Origin of the sequence: Stutzerimonas chloritidismutans AW-1 (assembly GCF_000495915.1) — a bacterium.
GTDB lineage: Bacteria > Pseudomonadota > Gammaproteobacteria > Pseudomonadales > Pseudomonadaceae > Stutzerimonas > Stutzerimonas chloritidismutans.
Genome location: NZ_AOFQ01000018.1, coordinates 22,425 through 40,468, shown reverse-complemented (window position 1 = coordinate 40,468; position 18,044 = coordinate 22,425). Strand labels below are relative to the sequence as shown.

Sequence of the window (18,044 nt, the reverse complement as noted above, 5' to 3'; positions counted from 1 at the left end):
CTGGACAGTGCGGTCCAGCATTCCGGACAGCGTTGCCGTCCGGAATGCTCCGGCCTCAGGTCAGGAAATAGAGCCCGCCGGCGATCACCACGCCGGAGAACACCAGGCAGAGCAGGCAATAGCCCATGATGTCGCGGGCACCGAGCCCGGCGATGCCCAGCAGCGGCAGCGCCCAGAACGGCTGGATCATGTTGGTCCAGGCATCGCCCCAGGCGATCGCCATGGCCGTGACTTCCGGCGCCACGCCCAGCGCCGCGCCAGCCGGCAGCATGATCGGCCCCTGCACTGCCCACTGGCCGCCACCGGAGGGCACGAAGACGTTGACCAGCCCGGCGCTGAGAAAGGCCAGCACCGGGAAGCTCTCGGTCGTCGACCAGGTTACGAAGGTGTCAGTGACCTGTCGGCCGAGCGATACGCCGGCCGCATTGGCGCCGACCATCATCCCCATGATCCCGGCGTAGAAAGGGAACTGCACGACGATGCCGGCGATGCCGCGAATGCTCTCCTCGATGGCGCGCATGTAGCGCTCCGGCGTGCCATGCATCAGCAGGCCGGTGAAGAGAAAGATCGAGATCACGATGTTCAGGCTCAACGCCAGGCCGTTCTCGCTGAAGTGCCGGTAGAAGAACAGCACCGCCAGCGCGACCATGATCAGGCCGAGGGTGCGGCTGTCGTCCAGGCGCTGGGTAGCGGTCTCCCGCGGGATGTCGCTTGGCTGGGGTTCCTCCAGCAGCGCCGGGTCGACCACTTTCGGCGTCTTCGGCTGCATGGCCCAGTTCAGCAGCGGCAGGCCGACCACCAGCACGGCGATGATGATCAGGTTGTAGGAGGCGAACAGCGTCTGGCCAACGCCGATGGCCTCGGTCAGTGCACCGCCGGTCATCTTCTCCAGATCGGCCCCGCCGCTGGCCAGCGACAGCGGAATCGAGCCGGAAAAGCCGCCGTGCCAGATCAGGAAGCCGGAGTAGGCCGAGGCCACCAGCAGCGGATAGTCGACGCCGCGCACCTGGCGTGCCAGCGCGCGGGCGAAGACTGCTCCAATGACCAAACCGAAACCCCAGTTGATCCAGGAACCGGCCAACGCCACCAGCGTCACGAGAATGATCGCCTGCCCCGGCGACTGCGGGATGCGGGCCATGCGGTCGAGCAGTCGGTTGATCGCCGGCGCCCGTGCCAGGGCATGGCCGGTGACCAGGATCAGCGACATCTGCATGGTGAAGGCCAGCAGGTTCCAGAAGCCGTTGCCCCAGTGCTGGGCCATGGCCGTCAGGCCCTGACCGGTGCTGAGCATGGCGGCGATCAGCACGATCAGCGTGAGCAGGATGGCGAAGACGAAGGGCGAGGGCAGGAAGCGTTGCACCAGGTAGACGCTGGCCGCGGTTATTCTGTTGAGCACGATGGGGTTCTCCCTTGTTGTCGTTATGTCGCCGCGCAGGTGCGGCGCTTCGCTTATGAGTGCGGCGGCGGCCGGCTGTTCCCGCTGCGCTTGAGGAGGTTGGTCGATGCGTGTTGCGCTTTTACTGTCCCTGCTGCTTGTGGGCTCCGCTCAGGCGCAAGAGCCGCTGCGGCTGCGCCTTCAGGGCTACGAGCTGCACGCCGAATACGCGCAGACCGTCGCCCAGCGCGAACGCGGGCTGATGGGGCGCAGCGAACTGGCCGCCGACAGCGGCATGCTGTTCCGCTTTGATGAAGTGCGCCGGCACTGCCTGTGGATGAAGGACACACCGCTGCCCTTGTCCGCGGCGTTCTTCGATGAGGACGGGCTTCTGGTCGATGTGATCGATCTGGAGCCGTTCAATACCCAGATTCGTTGTTCGAAGCGGCCGGCACGTTACGCGCTGGAGATGGATCAGGGCTGGTTCGCCGAGCGGGAGATCGGACGGGACGCGCTGCTGGAAGGGATACCGGAGGAGTAGGAGTGCAAGCGGTGCGTCGGTGCGTACGGTGGATAACGGCGAAGTCTTATTCACCGTAACCAGGCCCGACGCATGCGGATGTTTGCGACGGTGTCGGAGGCGATCTTGGTGGACGCGTGGAAAAGGCTCTGGCCGTTTTCCACCTTACGCTTTCATTCCCTCGTGGCGGCTGCTTCGCCCGTAGGGTGGATAACGGCTCCGCCTTATCCACCGCCTGCTGCGAACCCGGTCTGAAGGCTCAATCCAGCGGCAACTCCGTGGTCCGCTTCACCTCGCTCATGGCGATATGCGAGTGCGCCTCCTGCACGTGGGGGCGCTGCAGGAGCTGGTCACGCAGGAAGCGTTCGTAACTGTCGATATCGCGCGCCACCACCTTGAGCAGGTAGTCCGACTCGCCGGCCATGGTGTGGCACTCCAACACCTCGGGGTAACCCACCACCGCCCGCTCGAACTCGTCGAGGTTGCTGCGACCGTGGGCCGAGAGCTTGATGTTGACGAACACCGTCATGTTCAGCCCGAGTTTCTTCGGATTGAGCAGGGCGACCTTGCGCTCGATCAGCCCTTCCTCCTGCATGCGATGGATGCGTCGCCAGCAGGGCGATTGTGACAGCTCGACCTTCTCGGCGATTTCCGCGGCGGAGAGGTCGGCGTTGTGTTGCAGCAGCAGGAGGATCTTGCGATCGATGCTGCTCAGTGGCGAAGTCTGCATGGTCGTGCCTGTTTTCTTGTTGTTAGCGAATGGGTCATGCATAGAAGCGCTGTTCTACCGCAAAAGTAGAAAGAAAATCTCTCTTCGTCACGGCCAGACTGTTAATCGACACGCGACGGTAGGGTGATCCCCTGCCGATTGCCGGCGTGGAGAAACAACCGTGCGGTTTCTCCATGACTGCGTCAGGCGGGTAGCGAACAACGCTGCCCTGACTCCGATAACAACAAATTAGGAGCGCCCCATGTCTCTGGCCGAGATCCGTCTGGACGACAAGTACCGGCTTGCTACCGGTCATCTTTACCTCACCGGCACCCAGGCGCTGACCCGCTTGCCGATGCTGCAGCATCAGCGTGATCAGGCCCGTGGTTTGAATACCGGTGGCTTCATCTCCGGCTATCGCGGCTCGCCCCTCGGCGGGCTGGACAAGAGCCTCTGGGAAGCCCGCGACTACCTCAAGCAGCACGCCATCCACTTCCAGCCGGGTGTCAACGAGGAACTGGCCGCCACCGCCGTGTGGGGCAGCCAGCAGGCCAACCTGTTCCCCGGAGCCAAGTACGACGGCGTGTTCGCCATGTGGTACGGCAAGGGCCCGGGCGTCGACCGCGCCGGCGACGTCTTCAAGCACGGCAACGCCGCCGGTGTCTCGCCCAATGGCGGCGTGCTGCTGCTGGCCGGCGACGACCACGGCTGCAAGTCCTCGACGCTGCCGCACCAGAGCGAGCATGCCTTCATCGCCGCCTCGATTCCGGTGCTGAATCCGGCGAACGTTCAGGAAATCCTCGACTACGGCATCATCGGCTGGGAGCTGTCGCGCTATTCCGGCTGCTGGGTGGCGCTCAAGACCATCGCCGAGAACGTCGATTCCTCCGCCGTGGTGGAGGTCGACCCGCTGCGCGTGCAGACACGCATCCCCGAAGACTTCCAGCTGCCCGAGGACGGCGTGCACATCCGCTGGCCGGACCCGCCGCTGGTGCAGGAAAAGCGCCTCAACCTCTACAAGATCTACGCGGCACGGGCCTTCGCCCTGGCCAACAACCTCAACCGGGTGATGCTCGACTCGCCCAACCCGCGCTTAGGGATAATCACCACCGGCAAGTCCTATCTGGACGTGCGCCAGGCGCTGGATGACCTGGGCCTGGATGAAGCACTCTGTGCCCAGGTCGGCCTGCGGGTGCTCAAGGTCGGCATGAGCTGGCCGCTGGAGCCGGTCTCGGTGCACGAGTTCGCCCAGGGGCTGGACGAGATCCTGGTGGTCGAGGAAAAGCGCAGCATCCTCGAGGACCAGCTCACCGGGCAGCTCTACAACTGGCCGGTCAGCAAGCGTCCGCGGGTGGTCGGCGAATTCGACGAGCACGGCGCCTCGCTGCTGCCCAACCTCGCCGAACTGACCCCGGCGATGATCGCCCGGGTGATCGCCAAGCGCCTCGCGCCGATCTACACCAGCGATACCATCCAGGCGCGCCTGGCCTTCCTCGCCGCCAAGGAGAAGGCCCTGGCCGCGCGCAGCTACAGCACCGTGCGCACGCCGCACTACTGCTCCGGCTGCCCGCACAACACCTCGACCAAGGTGCCGGAAGGCAGCCGCGCCTCGGCCGGCATCGGCTGTCACTACATGGTGCAGTGGATGGACCGGCGCACCGAGACCTTCACCCAGATGGGCGGCGAGGGCGTCAACTGGATCGGCCAGGCGCCGTTCACCGACACCCCGCACATGTTCCAGAACCTCGGCGACGGCACCTACTTCCACTCCGGCAGCCTCGCGGTGCGTGCGGCAGTGGCAGCCGGCGTCAACATCACCTTCAAGATTCTCTACAACGATGCCGTGGCCATGACCGGCGGCCAGCCCATCGACGGCGAGCTGCGCGTCGACCAGCTCAGCCGGCAGATCTTCCACGAGGGGGTCAAACGCATTGCCCTGGTCAGCGACGAGCCGGACAAGTACCCGACCCGCGATACCTTCGCGCCAATCACCAGCTTCCATCACCGCCGCGAACTGGATGCCGTGCAGCGCGAGTTGCGCGAATTCAAGGGCGTCTCGGTGATCATCTACGACCAGACCTGCGCCACCGAGAAGCGTCGTCGGCGCAAGCGCGGCAAGCTGGAAGACCCGGCCAAGCGCGCCTTTATCAACCCGGCGGTCTGCGAGGGTTGCGGCGACTGCGGTGAGAAGTCCAACTGCCTGGCCGTGCTGCCGCTGGAAACCGAACTTGGGCGCAAGCGTGAGATCGACCAGAACGCCTGCAACAAGGATTTTTCCTGCGTCGAAGGCTTCTGCCCGAGCTTCGTCACCGTGCATGGCGGCGGGTTGCGTAAGCCCGAAGCCGTAGCCGGCGGTATCGAGGCGGCGACATTGCCCGAGCCGCAGCACCCAACGCTGGATCGTCCATGGAACGTTCTGATTCCGGGTGTCGGCGGCAGCGGTGTGACTACCCTTGGCGCGCTGCTCGGCATGGCCGCGCACCTGGAAGGCAAGGGCTGCACGGTGCTCGACCAGGCCGGCCTGGCGCAGAAGTTCGGCCCGGTGACCACCCACGTGCGCATCGCCGCGAAGCAGAGCGACATCTACGCGGTGCGCATCGCCGCCGGTGAGGCCGATCTGCTGCTCGGCTGCGACCTGATTGTCGCGGCGGGCGACGAGTCACTGACCCGCCTCAACGAGCAGATCAGCAACGCCGTGGTGAACAGCCACGAATCGGCCACCGCCGAGTTCACCCGCAACCCCGATGCCCAGGTGCCCGGCGCGGCCATGCGCCAGGCGATCAGCGACGCGGTCGGCGCCGACAAGACCCACTTCGTCGATGCCACCCGCCTGGCCACGCGGCTGCTCGGCGATAGCATCGCCACCAACCTGTTCCTGCTCGGCTTCGCCTATCAGCAGGGGCTGCTGCCGATCAGCGCCGAGGCCATCGAGAAGGCCATCGAACTCAATGGCGTTGCCGCCAAGCTGAATCTGCAGGCCTTCCGTTGGGGCCGCCGTGCTGTGCTAGAGCGTGAAGCAGTCGAACAGCTGGCACGTCCGGCCGAAATACCGGAGCCGATCTGCAAGACCCTGGAAGAGATCGTCGAGTGGCGCGTGGATTTCCTTACCCGCTACCAGAACGCCGGGCTGGCGCGCCGCTATCGCCAGCTGGTCGAGCGTGTGCGCGAGGCCGATAGCGCGGACGATCTGGCGCTGTCCAAGGCCGTCGCCCGCTACTACTTCAAGCTCCTGGCCTACAAGGATGAGTACGAGGTAGCGCGCCTCTACAGTGAGCCGGAATTCCGCCAGCAGCTCGAGGCGCAGTTCGAGGGCGACTACCGGCTGCAGTTCCACCTCGCCCCGGCCTGGCTGGCCAAGCGTGACCCCGTCACCGGCGAGCCGCGCAAGCGTGAGCTGGGGCCGTGGGTGCTGAACCTGTTCGGCGTGCTGGCCAAGTTCCGCTTCCTGCGCGGCACGCCGCTCGATCCGTTCGGCTATGGCCACGATCGCCGCGTCGAGCGCCAGCTGATCACGGAGTACGAGAAGACCGTGGACGAGCTGCTGGCCCAGCTCAAGCCGACCAACTACCGCACCGCCGTGGCCATCGCCGCGCTACCGGAACAGATCCGCGGCTACGGCCCGGTGAAGGAGCGCTCCATCGCCAAGGCCCACCAGCAGGAGAAGTTGCTCCGCGAGCAGCTGGCCAAGGGCGACGAGGTACAGAGCGTGCGGCTGTTCCAGCCGGCGGCCTAGCGCGATGGCGCCGTTCGCGGTGGAGGCCGCTCCCACGGGTTGGCCCTGCAGGGGCGTTGTGGGAGCAGTCTTGACCGCGAAGGAACCCGGTTGAGGCGTAACGGGTTCGCTCCCGGTTTCACGGGGCAAGTCCGCTCTGACGAGCAGCTCCGTACCAGACAACAAGGCTCTGCTGGCTGCAGAGCATCAGACCAACAAGAACGAGGTAACCCAAATGTCCGTCTTCGCTCACCCCGACTTCGATCGCCACGAACAGGTGGTCTTCTGTCATGACCAGGCGTCGGGTCTGAAAGCCATCATCGCCATCCACGACACGCGCCTCGGCCCGGCGCTGGGTGGCTGCCGGATGTTTCCCTACGCCAATGACGACGACGCCCTGCGCGATGTGCTGCGCCTGTCGCGCGGGATGACGCTGAAATCCTCGCTGGCCGGACTCAAGCTCGGCGGCGGCAAGGCGGTGATCATCGGTGATCCGCACACCGGCAAGAGCCAGGCGCTGCTGCATGCGATGGGTGATTTCGTCGACAGCCTCGGCGGGCGCTACATCACCGCCGCCGACTCCGGCACCGGCGATGCCGAGATGCAGGCCTTCGCCCAGCGCACCCGTCATGTGGTCGGCGCCACGCCACGCACCACGCTGGATGGCAGCATCGCCAGCGGCGACCCGTCGCCATCCACCGCCTATGGCGTGTTCGTCGGCCTCAGGGAAGCGGTGCGCCAGCGCCTTGGTCGCGACGATCTGACCGGGTTGAAGGTGGCGATCCAGGGCGTCGGCCATGTCGGGCTGGGGCTGGCGCGGCACCTGAAGGATGGCGGCGCCGAGCTGTGGGTGGCGGACATCTTCGATGCCAACGTCAAGCAGGCGATGGAGGAAGTGGGCGCCAACGTGGTGCGCCCGCAGGACATCTACGGCCTGGACGTGGACGTTTTCGCGCCCTGCGCCATGGGCGGCATCCTCAACGAGCAGACCCTGGAAGTGCTGCGCGCCCCGGTGATCGCCGGGGCGGCCAACAACCAGCTGGCCACCGCCGAGATCGGCATCGAATTGCAGCGGCGCAACCAGCTCTACGCGCCGGACTATGCGATCAATGCCGGCGGCATCATCGACGTCTACTACCAGCGCACCGGCGGCAGCGCCGCGCAGATCGACGCTCATGTGAAAGCCATCGGCGACACCCTGCGCGAGATATTCACCCGCTCCGCTGCCAGCGGCGAGCCGACCTCGGTAATCGCCGATCGCCTGGCGCTGGAGCGCTTGCACGCCGGCGGCGTACCGCAGGCCGAGGCACTCAAGCGCCAGGCTTCATGAGTCCTGACGGCCGGTCGCCCGGGCGTGCCGGCCTTCACTGAGCGGGGCGGCCGGTTCTGATCGCCAGCGCCGTGCCCGCTCCGTTCGTTCGCATCATCCCTGACAAAAACAACAAGCAGGAATCCGCAATGACTGATAAAACCAGCCTCGCGGCCGGCACCTTCGCCGGCGCGCGCGCACGCATCCAGGACAACGCCAGCCGAGGCCTGTGGTCCTCCCGCTGGGTGTTCTTCCTCGCCGCCACCGGCTCCGCTGTGGGCCTGGGCAATATCTGGAAATTCCCCTACGTGACCGGGCAGAACGGCGGCGGCGCCTTCGTTCTGGTCTACCTCGCCTGCATCCTCCTGATCGGCATTCCGCTGCTGATGACCGAGGTGATGATCGGCCGTCGCGGTCGGGCGAATCCTGATGGCGCCGTGGCGCGGCTGGCGCGCGAGGCCGGCGCCAGTTCGCGCTGGCGCTTGGTGGGCTGGCTCGGCGGGCTGACCGGGTTTCTGATCCTGAGCTTCTACCTGGTGGTCGCTGGCTGGGCGCTGGCCTATGTGCCGGCGACCTTCAGCGGCGCCTTCACCGGAGTCAGCGGGGAGGCCAGTGGTGAGCTGTTCGGCGCGCTGCTGGCGGACCCGCTGCGCCTGGTGGTCTGTGCCACGCTGGTGCTGGCAGCGACCATGCTGATCGTCGGCTTTGGCGTGCGCGGCGGGCTGGAGCGTTCGCTGCGCTTTCTGATGCCCGGGCTGTTCGTGTTGATGCTGGTGCTGGTGGTCTACGCCGCCATCGAAGGCGAATTCGCTCAGGCGCTGCAGTTCCTCTTCGTCCCGGACTTCTCCGCGCTGACCGCGCAAAGCGTACTGGTTGCCCTCGGCCATGCCTTCTTCACCCTGAGCCTGGGCTGCGGCGCGATGATGGTCTACGGCTCCTATCTGCCGGAAGGCACCTCGATCGCCAAGACCTCGATTCTGGTGGCGCTGGCCGATACCGCGGTGGCGCTGCTGGCCGGCTTGGCGATCTTCCCGCTGGTGTTCGCCAACGGCCTGGAGCCGGGGGCAGGGCCGGGACTGATCTTCGTCACGTTGCCGATCGCCTTTGGCCAGATGCCGCTGGGGCAAATCGTCGGTGGGCTGTTCTTCATCATGCTGGTGATCGCCGCGCTGACGTCGGCCATCTCGCTCTCCGAGCCGAGCATCGCCTGGCTCACCGAGCGCTTCCGTATCAGCCGGACCAAGGCCGTGCTGGGCAGCGGCCTGGTGCTCTGGCTGCTGAGCCTGGGCAGCGTGTTCTCGTTCAATCACTGGGCGGACTATCAGCTGTTCGGCAAGACCTTCTTCGACACCCTGGACTACCTGACCACCAACTGGCTGATGCCGTTGGGCGGGCTGGGCACGGTGCTGTTCACCGGCTGGGTGCTGCAAAAACAGGTGGTCAGCGAAGCGATCGGCATTCGTAGCAACGGCCTGTTCCTGGCCTGGTGGAACCTGTTGCGCTACGGCACTCCGGTGGCCATCGTGCTGGTGTTCCTCAACCTCATGGGTTTGATCTAGCGGATCACGTTCGTCCGTGCAGTACGCGCAGGTGGGCTGAAGCCCACCCTACAAGAATGCTGCGGGCTTCTCAGGAAGCCGTTTTGGTGGGCTCAGGTCCTTCCCATAGCAGGCCGACGCAGGCCTTGGTGGGGTTGGCTTCAGCCCACCTTTTTTATGCGCGACGCCATGCGCTGAATGACATGTGCGGCAGCTTGTCGCACCAGGCCGTCAGCTTTTCGTTACGCCTGGCAAGCCGCTGGGCCAGGCTTTTCAGCAAAAAAGTCGCTGTAAGGAAAACCTGACAGCAGGACTGGGGCCAGCCGCTTTCCGTGCCCGTAAACAGCATTGTTCGCCGCCCTGGCCTGGGGTGTGATGGGGCCAGCCAAGCCGTGCAGCGGCAGTCCTCACAACAATAATCAGGAGGCGATATGAACGCCGTGAACAAGATCGAACAGCACAATCCCATAGGTACCGACGGCTTCGAGTTCGTCGAATTCACCGCGCCGAATGCCGAGGGCATCGAGCAGCTGCGCACGCTGTTCACCCAGATGGGCTTTACCGAAACCGCCAAGCACCGCTCCAAGGAGGTCTGGCTGTTCCAGCAGCACGACATCAACATCGTGCTCAACGGCAGCCCCACCGGGCATGTGCGCGAGTTCGGCGAGAAGCACGGCCCGAGCGCCTGCGCCATGGCCTTCCGGGTGAAGAACGCCGCGCAGGCCGCCGCCTACGTCGAATCCCAGGGCGCCAAGCTGGTCGGCAGCCACGCCAACTTCGGCGAGCTGAACATCCCCTGCGTCGAAGGCATCGGCGGCTCGCTGCTGTATCTCGTCGACCGCTACGGCGACAAGAGCATCTACGACGTCGACTTCGAGTACATCGAAGGCCGTACGCCGAACGACAATGCCGTCGGCCTGATGTGCATCGATCACCTGACCCACAACGTCATGCGTGGGCAGATGGATGTCTGGTCCGGTTTCTACGAGCGCATCGCCAACTTCCGCGAGATTCGCTACTTCGACATCGAAGGCAAGCTGACCGGCCTGTTCTCCCGTGCCATGACCGCGCCCTGCGGCAAGATCCGCATCCCGATCAACGAGTCGGCCGACGACAAGTCGCAGATCGAGGAATTCATCCGCGAATATCACGGCGAGGGCATCCAGCACATCGCACTGTCCACCGACGACATCTACGAGACCGTGCGCCGCCTGCGTGCCAACGGCGTGGACTTCATGACCACTCCGGACACCTACTACGAGAAGGTCGATACCCGCGTCGCCGGCCACGGCGAGCCGCTCGACCAGCTACGCGAGCTGAACCTGCTGATCGACGGTGCGCCGGGCGATGACGGCATCCTCCTGCAGATCTTCACCAACACCGTCATCGGCCCGATCTTCTTCGAAATCATCCAGCGCAAGGGCAACCAGGGCTTCGGCGAAGGCAACTTCAAGGCGCTGTTCGAATCCATCGAGGAAGACCAGGTGCGTCGTGGCGTGATCAAGGCGGGCGAGTAAAGGCAGTCGTAGGGTGGATGTCGCGAAGCACATCCACGCGTTTCGGTCGGCCGACATCTCGCGTGGCCGACACAGACGCGTGGAAGATGCTTCGCAGTCTTCCACCCTACGCATCGGCAACCACCGCAGCGCCATTCAGATCACGCGGTATCACGAGGAGAGGCACATGAGCCGCAAATGGATCAGTTTCCCCATCCGCGAGGGTGAGAGTTCGCGTCAGGCGCACTGCGATTTTCCGCAGGGCACCTACGAGCGCGAAATGGGCCGCGAAGGCTTCTTCGGCCCGGCTTCGCACCTGCATCACAAGCATCCGCCGACCGGCTGGATCGACTGGGAAGGCCCGCTGCGCCCGCACGCCTTCAACTTCAATCACATCCCTAGCGAAGGCGACTGCCCGCTGCAGGCGCCGCTGGCGCTGCACAATGCCGACGTCAAGCTGCGCCTGTGGAAGACCAACGGCGCCATGCGCCACCTGGTGCGCAACGGTGACGGTGACGAACTGCTGTTCATCCACGAGGGCGCCGGGCATTTTTACTGCGACTTCGGCCACCTGGAATTCCGCGACGGCGACTACCTGATGATCCCGCGCGGCACCGCCTGGCGCATCGAGGCGACGCAGCCGGTGTTCATGCTGCTGATCGAGAACACCGACGGCGCCTACCAGCTGCCGGAAAAAGGCCTGGTCGGCCCGCACGCCATCTTCGACGCCGCGGTGCTCGACCATCCGCGGCTGGACGACGCCTTCCGCGCGCAGCAGGACGAGAACCCCTGGCAGATCCGCATCAAGCGGCGCGACCAGATCACCATCGTGACCTACCCGTACAACCCGCTGGACGTGGTCGGCTGGCACGGCGACAACACCGTGGTACGGCTCAACTGGCGTGACATCCGCCCGCTGATGAGCCATCGCTACCACCTGCCGCCGTCGGCGCACACCACCTTCGTCGCCAACGGTTTCGTGGTCTGCACCTTCACGCCGCGGCCGGTGGAATCCGATCCGGGTGCGCTGAAGGTGCCGTTCTTCCACAACAACGACGACTACGACGAAGTGCTGTTCTACCACCGCGGCAACTTCTTCAGCCGCGACAACATCGAGCAGGGCATGGTGACCTTCCACCCCTGCGGCTTCCCCCACGGGCCGCATCCGAAGGCGCTGAAGAAGGCCAGCACCGACCCGGCGACCTTTGCCGACGAGGTGGCGGTGATGATCGACACCCGCCGCGCGCTGGAAGTCGGCGAGGCTGCCGCAGCCGTCGATGTCCCCGAATACGTCAACTCCTGGCGTGCGCCGGGCAAGGAATCCTGATGAAACTCGCAACGCTCAACCAGGGCCGCGACGGCGTGCTCGTCGTCGTTTCCCGTGATCTCGCCCAGGCGGTGAAAGTGCCGCAGGTCGCCGCCACGCTGCAGGCCGCGCTGGATGACTGGCAGTACTGCAAGCCGAAGCTGGAAGCGGTCTACCAGCGCCTCAACGACGGGCTGGAGGAGGGCGCCTTCGCCTTCGACCAGGCCGCCTGCCACAGCCCGCTGCCGCGCGCCTATCACTGGGCGGACGGCAGCGCCTACGTCAACCACGTCGAGCTGGTGCGCAAGGCGCGCGGCGCCGAGATGCCGGAGTCCTTCTGGCACGATCCGCTGATGTATCAGGGCGGCGCCGATGCCTTCATCCCGCCGCACAGCCCGATCCGCCTGGCCGACGAGGCCTGGGGCATCGATCTGGAAGGCGAACTGGCGGTGATCACCGACGACGTGCCCATGGGTGCGACGCCGGCCGAGGCGGCCGCGCACATCCAGCTGCTGATGCTGGTCAACGACGTGTCGCTGCGCAACCTGATCCCCGGCGAGCTGGCCAAGGGCTTCGGCTTCTACCAGAGCAAGCCATCGTCGAGCTTCTCGCCGGTGGCGGTGACGCCGGACGAGCTGGGCGAAACCTGGCGCGACGGCAAGGTGCATCGGCCTCTGGTCTCGCATATCAACGGTGAGCTGTTCGGCCAGCCGGATGCCGGCACCGACATGACCTTCAACTTCCCGACCCTGGTCGCCCACGCCGCGCGCACCCGTCCGCTGGGCGCCGGCACCATCATCGGTTCGGGCACCGTGTCGAACTACGACCGCAGTGCCGGCTCGTCCTGCCTGGCCGAGAAGCGCATGCTCGAGGTCATCGAGCACGGCGAGGCGAAGACGCCGTTCCTCAAGTTCGGCGACCGGGTGCGCATCGAGATGTTCGATGCCGCCGGGCAGAGCATCTTCGGCGCCATCGATCAGCAGGTCGAGCGCTATGAGCACTGAGCTGACGCTCTACGGTTACTGGCGCTCCAGTGCCGCCTACCGGGTGCGCATCGCGCTGAACCTCAAGGGGCTGGCCTACCGGCAGGTGCCGGTGTATCTGGTCAAGGATGGCGGCCAGCAGCGTGCGGCCGATTACCGCGCCCTCAACCCGCAGCAGCTGGTGCCGTTGCTGGTTGACGAAGCCAACGGTGGGGCGCGCATCAGCCAGTCGCTGGCGATTCTGGAATACCTCGAAGAAGTGTTCCCGGTGCCGGCGCTGCTGCCGGACGATCCGGTTCGCCGCGCCCAGGTGCGCGCCCTGGCCATGCACATCGCTTGCGAGATCCATCCGCTGAACAACCTGCGTGTGTTGCAGTATCTCTCCGCCGAACTGGGTGTCGACGACGAGGCCAAGAACGCGTGGTATCAGCACTGGGTCGGTCAGGGGCTCGCCGCCGTGGAAGCGGGCCTGGAATGTTTCGATGGCAGGCTTTCCCTGAACGATCGGCCAGGTTATCTGGAGGCATGCCTGGTGCCGCAGGTATACAATGCGCGCCGTTTTGCCTGTGACCTCGCGGCGTATCCACGCATTCTCGAGATCGTTGCACGCTGCGAGACGCTTCCGGCCTTCCAGCAGGCCGCGCCGGAGGTGCAGCCCGACGCTCAATGAACGACTGAATTCGCCTTGCACGCCGTCGCGCCCTGCGCGACGGTCCCGATCCCGTCACAGATAACAACAAACAGGTGACGTATGACTCGTGAAAAACCGAAGAACCTCTGGCTGTCGCGCTGGGGCTTCATCCTCGCGGCAACCGGCTCCGCCGTGGGCCTGGGCAACATCTGGAAATTTCCCTACATCACCGGCGAGTTCGGCGGTGGTGCCTTCGTACTGATGTACCTGCTGTGCATCCTCGCCATCGGCGTACCTGTGATGATGTGCGAGATCGCCATCGGTCGCCGCGGCCGTGGCAGCCCGATCGACGCCATCGGCCGGGTGGTCCGCGAGAACAACGGCAATCCGCTGTGGAAGGCGGTGGGCGGCATGGCCATGACCGCCGGCTTCCTGATCCTCTGCTTCTACGTCGTGGTCGCCGGCTGGGCCTTCGCCTACACGGTGAAGATGCTCGACGGCTCGCTGACCGCCACCAGCGTCGAGGCGCTCGGTGGGGTGTTCGAGGCGCACAACGCCAACCCCTGGGAACTCGGAGGCTGGAGCCTGCTGGTTGCGCTGCTGACCCTGTGGATCGTCGCCAAGGGCGTGCAGAAGGGTATCGAGAATGCGGTGCGCTGGATGATGCCGGGGCTGGCCGTGCTGCTGCTGATCCTCGTGGGTTATGCGGTGACCAGCGGCGGCTTCGATCAGGGCTTCGCCTTCCTGTTCAGCTTCGATACCTCGAAGATCACCGGCGAGGCGCTGCTGGCCGCGCTCGGCCACGCGTTCTTCACCCTCAGCCTGGCGTCCGGCGCGATCCTCACCTACGGCTCGTACATCCCGGATAACCAGTCCATCGCCCGCACCACCTTCATGGTCGCCATCGCCGACACCTGCGTGGCGCTGCTGGCGGGCCTGGCGATCTTCCCGATCATCTTCGCCAACGGCATGGACCCGACTGCCGGCCCCGGCCTGATCTTCATGAGCCTGCCGCTGGCCTTCCAGCAGATGCCGTTCGGCACGGCCTTCGGCGTGCTGTTCTTCGCCATGGTGTCGATCGCCGCGCTGACCTCGGCGATCTCCATGATCGAGGCCACCGTTGCCTACCTCAACGAGAAGCACGGCATTTCGCGGATCAAGGCGGCAATGGGTTCCGGCGTGGTGCTGCTGGTGATCAGCCTGCTGGCGATGCTCTCGTTCAACCTGATGTCGGGCTGGACGCCGATGGGCAAGAACTTCTTCGACTGGCTGGATTACCTGACCTCGCGCTGGATGATGCCGCTGGGCGGGATCTTCACCGTGCTGCTGGCCGGCTACGCGCTGCGCAGCGAGATCATGCGCGACGAGCTCAATCTGCCGCCGCTGGGCTACGCGCTGTGGCTGTTCATGGTGCGCTATGTCTGTCCGGTGCTGATCCTCATGGTCTTCCTGCATGCCCTTGGCTGGCTGGGCTTCGACCCGTTGCAGCGCTGGTACTGGATCGCCGGAGCGATCGGTGCGCTGGCGGTGCTTGGCGAGATGTTGCGTCCGCGGGTGATGCCGGCGCTGGCGGGACGCTGACGCCAGCGCAGCCTTGCTGGGCCATGAAACGACGCCAGCCGCGAGGCTGGCGTTTTTCATGGTGTGCCCGAAAGGTCACGAACAAAACCGAAGGGGCAAGTTTTGCGGCGACTTGCCGAAAAGCTGACTGAGATCATGGATGGCATCACCCGCAGGATGCGCACCCAAGTCAGTCATACGGACGCCTAAATGCCCAGTCGCCTCAAGTTCAGCCACAAGATTCTGCTGGCTGCTTCGCTGGTGGTGATCGCGACCTTCGCGCTGTTCACCCTGTACAACGATTACCTGCAGCGCAATGCCATCCGCGCCAATCTCGAGAGTTATCTCGATGAAATGGGCGAGGTCACCGCACGCAACATCGAGAACTGGCTGTCGGGCCGCATCCTGCTGGTAGAGAGTGCGGCGCAGTCGATTGCGAGCGACAGTTCTGCGGAGCGAGTGGCCAGCCTGCTGGAACAGCCGGCCCTGACCTCGACGTTCATGTACACCTATCTCGGCGGTGCGGACGGCAGCTACCTGCTGCGCCCCTACGAGGAAATGCCGGCCGACTACGATGCGCGGACGCGTCCCTGGTATCAGGACGCGGTCGCGGCGAACGGCACCACGCTGACCGAACCTTACATGGACGCCTCGCTCAACGAGCTGGTGGTCACCGTGGCGACACCGGCAAAGAGCGGGGCGCAGACCCTTGGTGTGGTCGGCGGCGACCTGGGACTCAAGGCGCTGGTGGAGATCATCAACGCGCTGGATTTCGACGGCATGGGCTATGCCTTCCTGATCAGCGGCGATGGCAAGGTGCTGGTCCACCCCAACCAGCAGATGGTGATGAAGTCGCTAAGCGACATCTATCCGCAGAACACCCCGTCGCTCGACAGCCGCTATGTCGAGGCCGAACTCAATGGCACGCCGCGCGTGCTGGGCTTCAGCCCGGTGCAGGGGTTGCCGTCGGTGAAATGGTACGTCGGCATCTCGCTGGATCGTGACAAGGCCTACGCCAGCCTAACCAGCTTCCGTACCACCGCGCTGATCGCCACCGTCGTTGCGGTGGCGTTCATCCTGGCACTGTTGGGCATGCTGATCCGCGTGCTCATGCGTCCGCTTACCGATATGGGCCGCGCCATGGCCAATATCGCCGAGGGCGAGGGCGACCTGACCCGGCGCCTGGATGTGCAATCCCGGGACGAGTTCGGCGAGCTGGCGATGGCCTTCAACCGCTTCGTCGAGCGCATTCATGCCTCGATCCGCGAAGTGTCCTCGACCACGCTGCAAGTCCACGAGGTGGCGCAGCGCGTGCTCAATGCCTCGAATGCCTCGATGGCCAACTCCGACGAGCAGGCCAGCCGCACCAACAGCGTCGCGGCGGCGATCAACGAACTGGGTGCCGCGGCGCAGGAAATCGCCCGCAATGCCGCCGATGCCTCGCAACACGCCAGCAATGCGCGGCATCAGGCCGATGACGGCCGTCAGGTGGTCGAGCAGAACATCGCCGCCATGCGCGAGCTGTCGGCGAAGATCAGCGCGTCCTGCGGGCAGATCGAGGCACTCAATGCCAAGACCGTGGACATCGGCCAGATTCTCGAGGTGATCAAGGGCATTTCCGAGCAGACCAACCTGCTCGCGCTGAACGCCGCCATCGAGGCGGCGCGGGCCGGCGAGGCGGGACGCGGCTTTGCCGTGGTCGCCGACGAGGTGCGCAACCTTGCGCATCGCACCCAGAGCTCGGCGCAGGAAATCCAGCAGATGATCGAGCAGCTGCAGGTCGGTGCCGGCGCCTCGGTGCAGACCATGACCGAAAGCCAGCGGCAGAGTGAGTCCAGCGTCTCCATCGCCGACCGCGCCGGCGAGCGCCTCGGCGAGGTGACCCAGCGCATCGGCGAGATCGACGGCATGAACCAGTCGGTGGCCACCGCCACCGAGGAGCAGACCGCGGTGATCGAGTCGCTGAACATGGACATCACCGAGATCAACACGCTGAACCAGCAAGGCGTGGAGAACCTGCAGTCGACCCTGCGCGCCTGCGGCGATCTGGATCAGCAGGCGCGCCGCCTGAAGCAGCTGGTGGACAGCTTCCGGATCTGACCGGAACGGTGATTCTTGAGGGCGCTTCGGCGCCCTTTTTCATGTATGTGATTTGGCCGCGGAGCAATGTGCCCGCGGCGGCAGTCTCAACTGTTCACGTCGCGCTTCAACAAGGAGGCTCCATGAAAATTCTTATCGTGCTCACGTCCCACGACCAGCTGGGTGACACCGGCAAAAAGACCGGCTTCTGGCTGGAGGAATTCGCCGCGCCGTATTACGTCTTCATGGATGCCGGCGCGCAGGTGGTGCTTGCTTCGCCCGAGGGTGGCGAGCCGCCGCTCGACCCGAAGAGCGACGAACCCGACGCCCAGACCGAGGCCACCGAGCGCTTCAACGGGGATGGCGAGGCGCAGACGCTGCTGGCCAACACCTATCGTCTGGATCAGGTCTCGGCGGAGGATTTCGACGCGGTGTTCTACCCCGGTGGCCACGGCCCGCTGTGGGATCTGGTGGACAACCCGACCTCCATCGCCCTGATCGAGTCCTTCGTCAAGGCCGACAAGCCGGTGGCCGCGGTCTGCCATGCACCGGCGGCACTGACCGAGGTGCGCGGCAAGGATGGCGAGTATCTGGTCAAGGGCAAGCGGGTCACCGGCTTCACCAATGGCGAGGAAGCCGGTGTGGAGCTGACCGAGGTGGTGCCGTTTCTGCTGGAAGACCGCCTGCGTGAACGCGGTGGCCAGTACAGCAAGGGCGCTGACTGGGCGCCTTACGTGCAGGTCGACGGGCTGCTGGTGACCGGGCAGAACCCGGCCTCATCGGAAGCGGCGGCAGAGGAACTGCTCAAGCTGCTGCGCGGCTGAAC

The 18,044-nt window shown here is 65.3% G+C and carries 13 protein-coding genes; 11 read left to right on the top strand and 2 right to left on the bottom strand.

What is annotated here, in order from left to right; translation table 11 throughout:
* Positions 1-55 precede the first annotated feature (55 nt).
* On the bottom strand, positions 56-1,396 hold the full coding sequence (locus F753_RS31810) for a short-chain fatty acid transporter (protein ID WP_023444655.1): 1,341 nt from the start codon (positions 1,394-1,396) through the stop codon (positions 56-58).
* A gap of 106 nt (positions 1,397-1,502) precedes the next feature.
* On the opposite strand from F753_RS31810, the gene F753_RS31805 reads away from it, so the two are divergent.
* Positions 1,503-1,916 carry a DUF192 domain-containing protein gene (locus tag F753_RS31805; RefSeq protein ID WP_023444654.1) on the top strand — a complete coding sequence of 138 codons (414 nt, stop codon included), beginning with the start codon at positions 1,503-1,505 and terminating at the stop codon, positions 1,914-1,916.
* Between the two features lie 238 nt (positions 1,917-2,154).
* On the opposite strand, the gene F753_RS31800 is transcribed toward F753_RS31805, so the two are convergent.
* On the bottom strand, positions 2,155-2,625 hold the full coding sequence (locus F753_RS31800) for an Lrp/AsnC family transcriptional regulator (protein WP_003281718.1): 471 nt from the start codon (positions 2,623-2,625) through the stop codon (positions 2,155-2,157).
* 241 nt (positions 2,626-2,866) lie between these two features.
* Here F753_RS31800 and F753_RS31795 point away from each other — a divergent pair, with 241 nt between their 5' ends.
* The 10 genes from F753_RS31795 (at position 2,867) to F753_RS31750 (ending at position 18,042) form a co-directional block, all read left to right on the top strand.
* Positions 2,867-6,337 (top strand): indolepyruvate ferredoxin oxidoreductase family protein, encoded by a 3,471-nt coding sequence (locus F753_RS31795; protein WP_023444653.1) that lies wholly within the window; start codon positions 2,867-2,869, stop codon positions 6,335-6,337.
* Positions 6,338-6,551: 214 nt separating this feature from the next.
* The gene (locus tag F753_RS31790; protein ID WP_023444652.1) at positions 6,552-7,646 is read left to right on the top strand and encodes a Glu/Leu/Phe/Val dehydrogenase dimerization domain-containing protein; all 1,095 of its coding nucleotides are present in this window, start codon (positions 6,552-6,554) and stop codon (positions 7,644-7,646) included.
* A 128-nt stretch (positions 7,647-7,774) separates the two neighbouring features.
* Complete coding sequence (locus F753_RS31785) at positions 7,775-9,184, top strand: sodium-dependent transporter (protein WP_023444651.1); 1,410 nt, start codon at positions 7,775-7,777, stop codon at positions 9,182-9,184.
* 410 nt (positions 9,185-9,594) lie between these two features.
* Complete coding sequence (gene hppD, locus F753_RS31780; protein WP_023444650.1) at positions 9,595-10,680, top strand: 4-hydroxyphenylpyruvate dioxygenase; 1,086 nt, start codon at positions 9,595-9,597, stop codon at positions 10,678-10,680.
* Between the two features lie 166 nt (positions 10,681-10,846).
* Complete coding sequence (locus F753_RS31775; RefSeq protein WP_023444649.1) at positions 10,847-11,986, top strand: homogentisate 1,2-dioxygenase; 1,140 nt, start codon at positions 10,847-10,849, stop codon at positions 11,984-11,986.
* On the top strand, positions 11,986-12,969 hold the full coding sequence (locus tag F753_RS31770; protein WP_023444648.1) for a fumarylacetoacetate hydrolase family protein: 984 nt from the start codon (positions 11,986-11,988) through the stop codon (positions 12,967-12,969). The genes F753_RS31775 and F753_RS31770 overlap by 1 nt, the downstream gene beginning before the upstream one ends.
* Positions 12,959-13,618: a maleylacetoacetate isomerase gene (maiA, locus tag F753_RS31765; protein WP_023444647.1), complete on the top strand. Its 660-nt coding sequence runs from the start codon at positions 12,959-12,961 to the stop codon at positions 13,616-13,618. Before F753_RS31770 ends, maiA begins: the two co-directional genes overlap by 11 nt.
* Positions 13,619-13,699: 81 nt before the next feature.
* Positions 13,700-15,160, top strand: a complete 1,461-nt coding sequence (locus tag F753_RS31760; RefSeq protein ID WP_023444646.1) for a sodium-dependent transporter — start codon at positions 13,700-13,702, stop codon at positions 15,158-15,160.
* A gap of 189 nt (positions 15,161-15,349) precedes the next feature.
* Entirely contained in the window at positions 15,350-17,239 is a 1,890-nt protein-coding gene (locus tag F753_RS31755) for a methyl-accepting chemotaxis protein (RefSeq protein ID WP_023444645.1), read from the top strand.
* 122 nt (positions 17,240-17,361) lie between these two features.
* The gene (locus F753_RS31750; RefSeq protein ID WP_023444644.1) at positions 17,362-18,042 is read left to right on the top strand and encodes a type 1 glutamine amidotransferase domain-containing protein; all 681 of its coding nucleotides are present in this window, start codon (positions 17,362-17,364) and stop codon (positions 18,040-18,042) included.
* Positions 18,043-18,044: the final 2 nt, after the last annotated feature.

Bases quoted from the DNA above. Each gene is read 5' to 3' on its own strand.
- F753_RS31805 (WP_023444654.1), top strand. From the start codon at position 1,503: ATGCGTGTTGCGCTTTTACTGTCCCTGCTGCTTGTGGGCTCCGCTCAG.
- F753_RS31800 (WP_003281718.1), bottom strand. From the start codon at position 2,625: ATGCAGACTTCGCCACTGAGCAGCATCGATCGCAAGATCCTCCTGCTG.
- F753_RS31795 (WP_023444653.1), top strand. From the start codon at position 2,867: ATGTCTCTGGCCGAGATCCGTCTGGACGACAAGTACCGGCTTGCTACC.
- F753_RS31790 (WP_023444652.1), top strand. From the start codon at position 6,552: ATGTCCGTCTTCGCTCACCCCGACTTCGATCGCCACGAACAGGTGGTC.
- F753_RS31785 (WP_023444651.1), top strand. From the start codon at position 7,775: ATGACTGATAAAACCAGCCTCGCGGCCGGCACCTTCGCCGGCGCGCGC.
- hppD (WP_023444650.1), top strand. From the start codon at position 9,595: ATGAACGCCGTGAACAAGATCGAACAGCACAATCCCATAGGTACCGAC.
- F753_RS31775 (WP_023444649.1), top strand. From the start codon at position 10,847: ATGAGCCGCAAATGGATCAGTTTCCCCATCCGCGAGGGTGAGAGTTCG.
- F753_RS31770 (WP_023444648.1), top strand. From the start codon at position 11,986: ATGAAACTCGCAACGCTCAACCAGGGCCGCGACGGCGTGCTCGTCGTC.
- maiA (WP_023444647.1), top strand. From the start codon at position 12,959: ATGAGCACTGAGCTGACGCTCTACGGTTACTGGCGCTCCAGTGCCGCC.
- F753_RS31760 (WP_023444646.1), top strand. From the start codon at position 13,700: ATGACTCGTGAAAAACCGAAGAACCTCTGGCTGTCGCGCTGGGGCTTC.
- F753_RS31755 (WP_023444645.1), top strand. From the start codon at position 15,350: ATGCCCAGTCGCCTCAAGTTCAGCCACAAGATTCTGCTGGCTGCTTCG.
- F753_RS31750 (WP_023444644.1), top strand. From the start codon at position 17,362: ATGAAAATTCTTATCGTGCTCACGTCCCACGACCAGCTGGGTGACACC.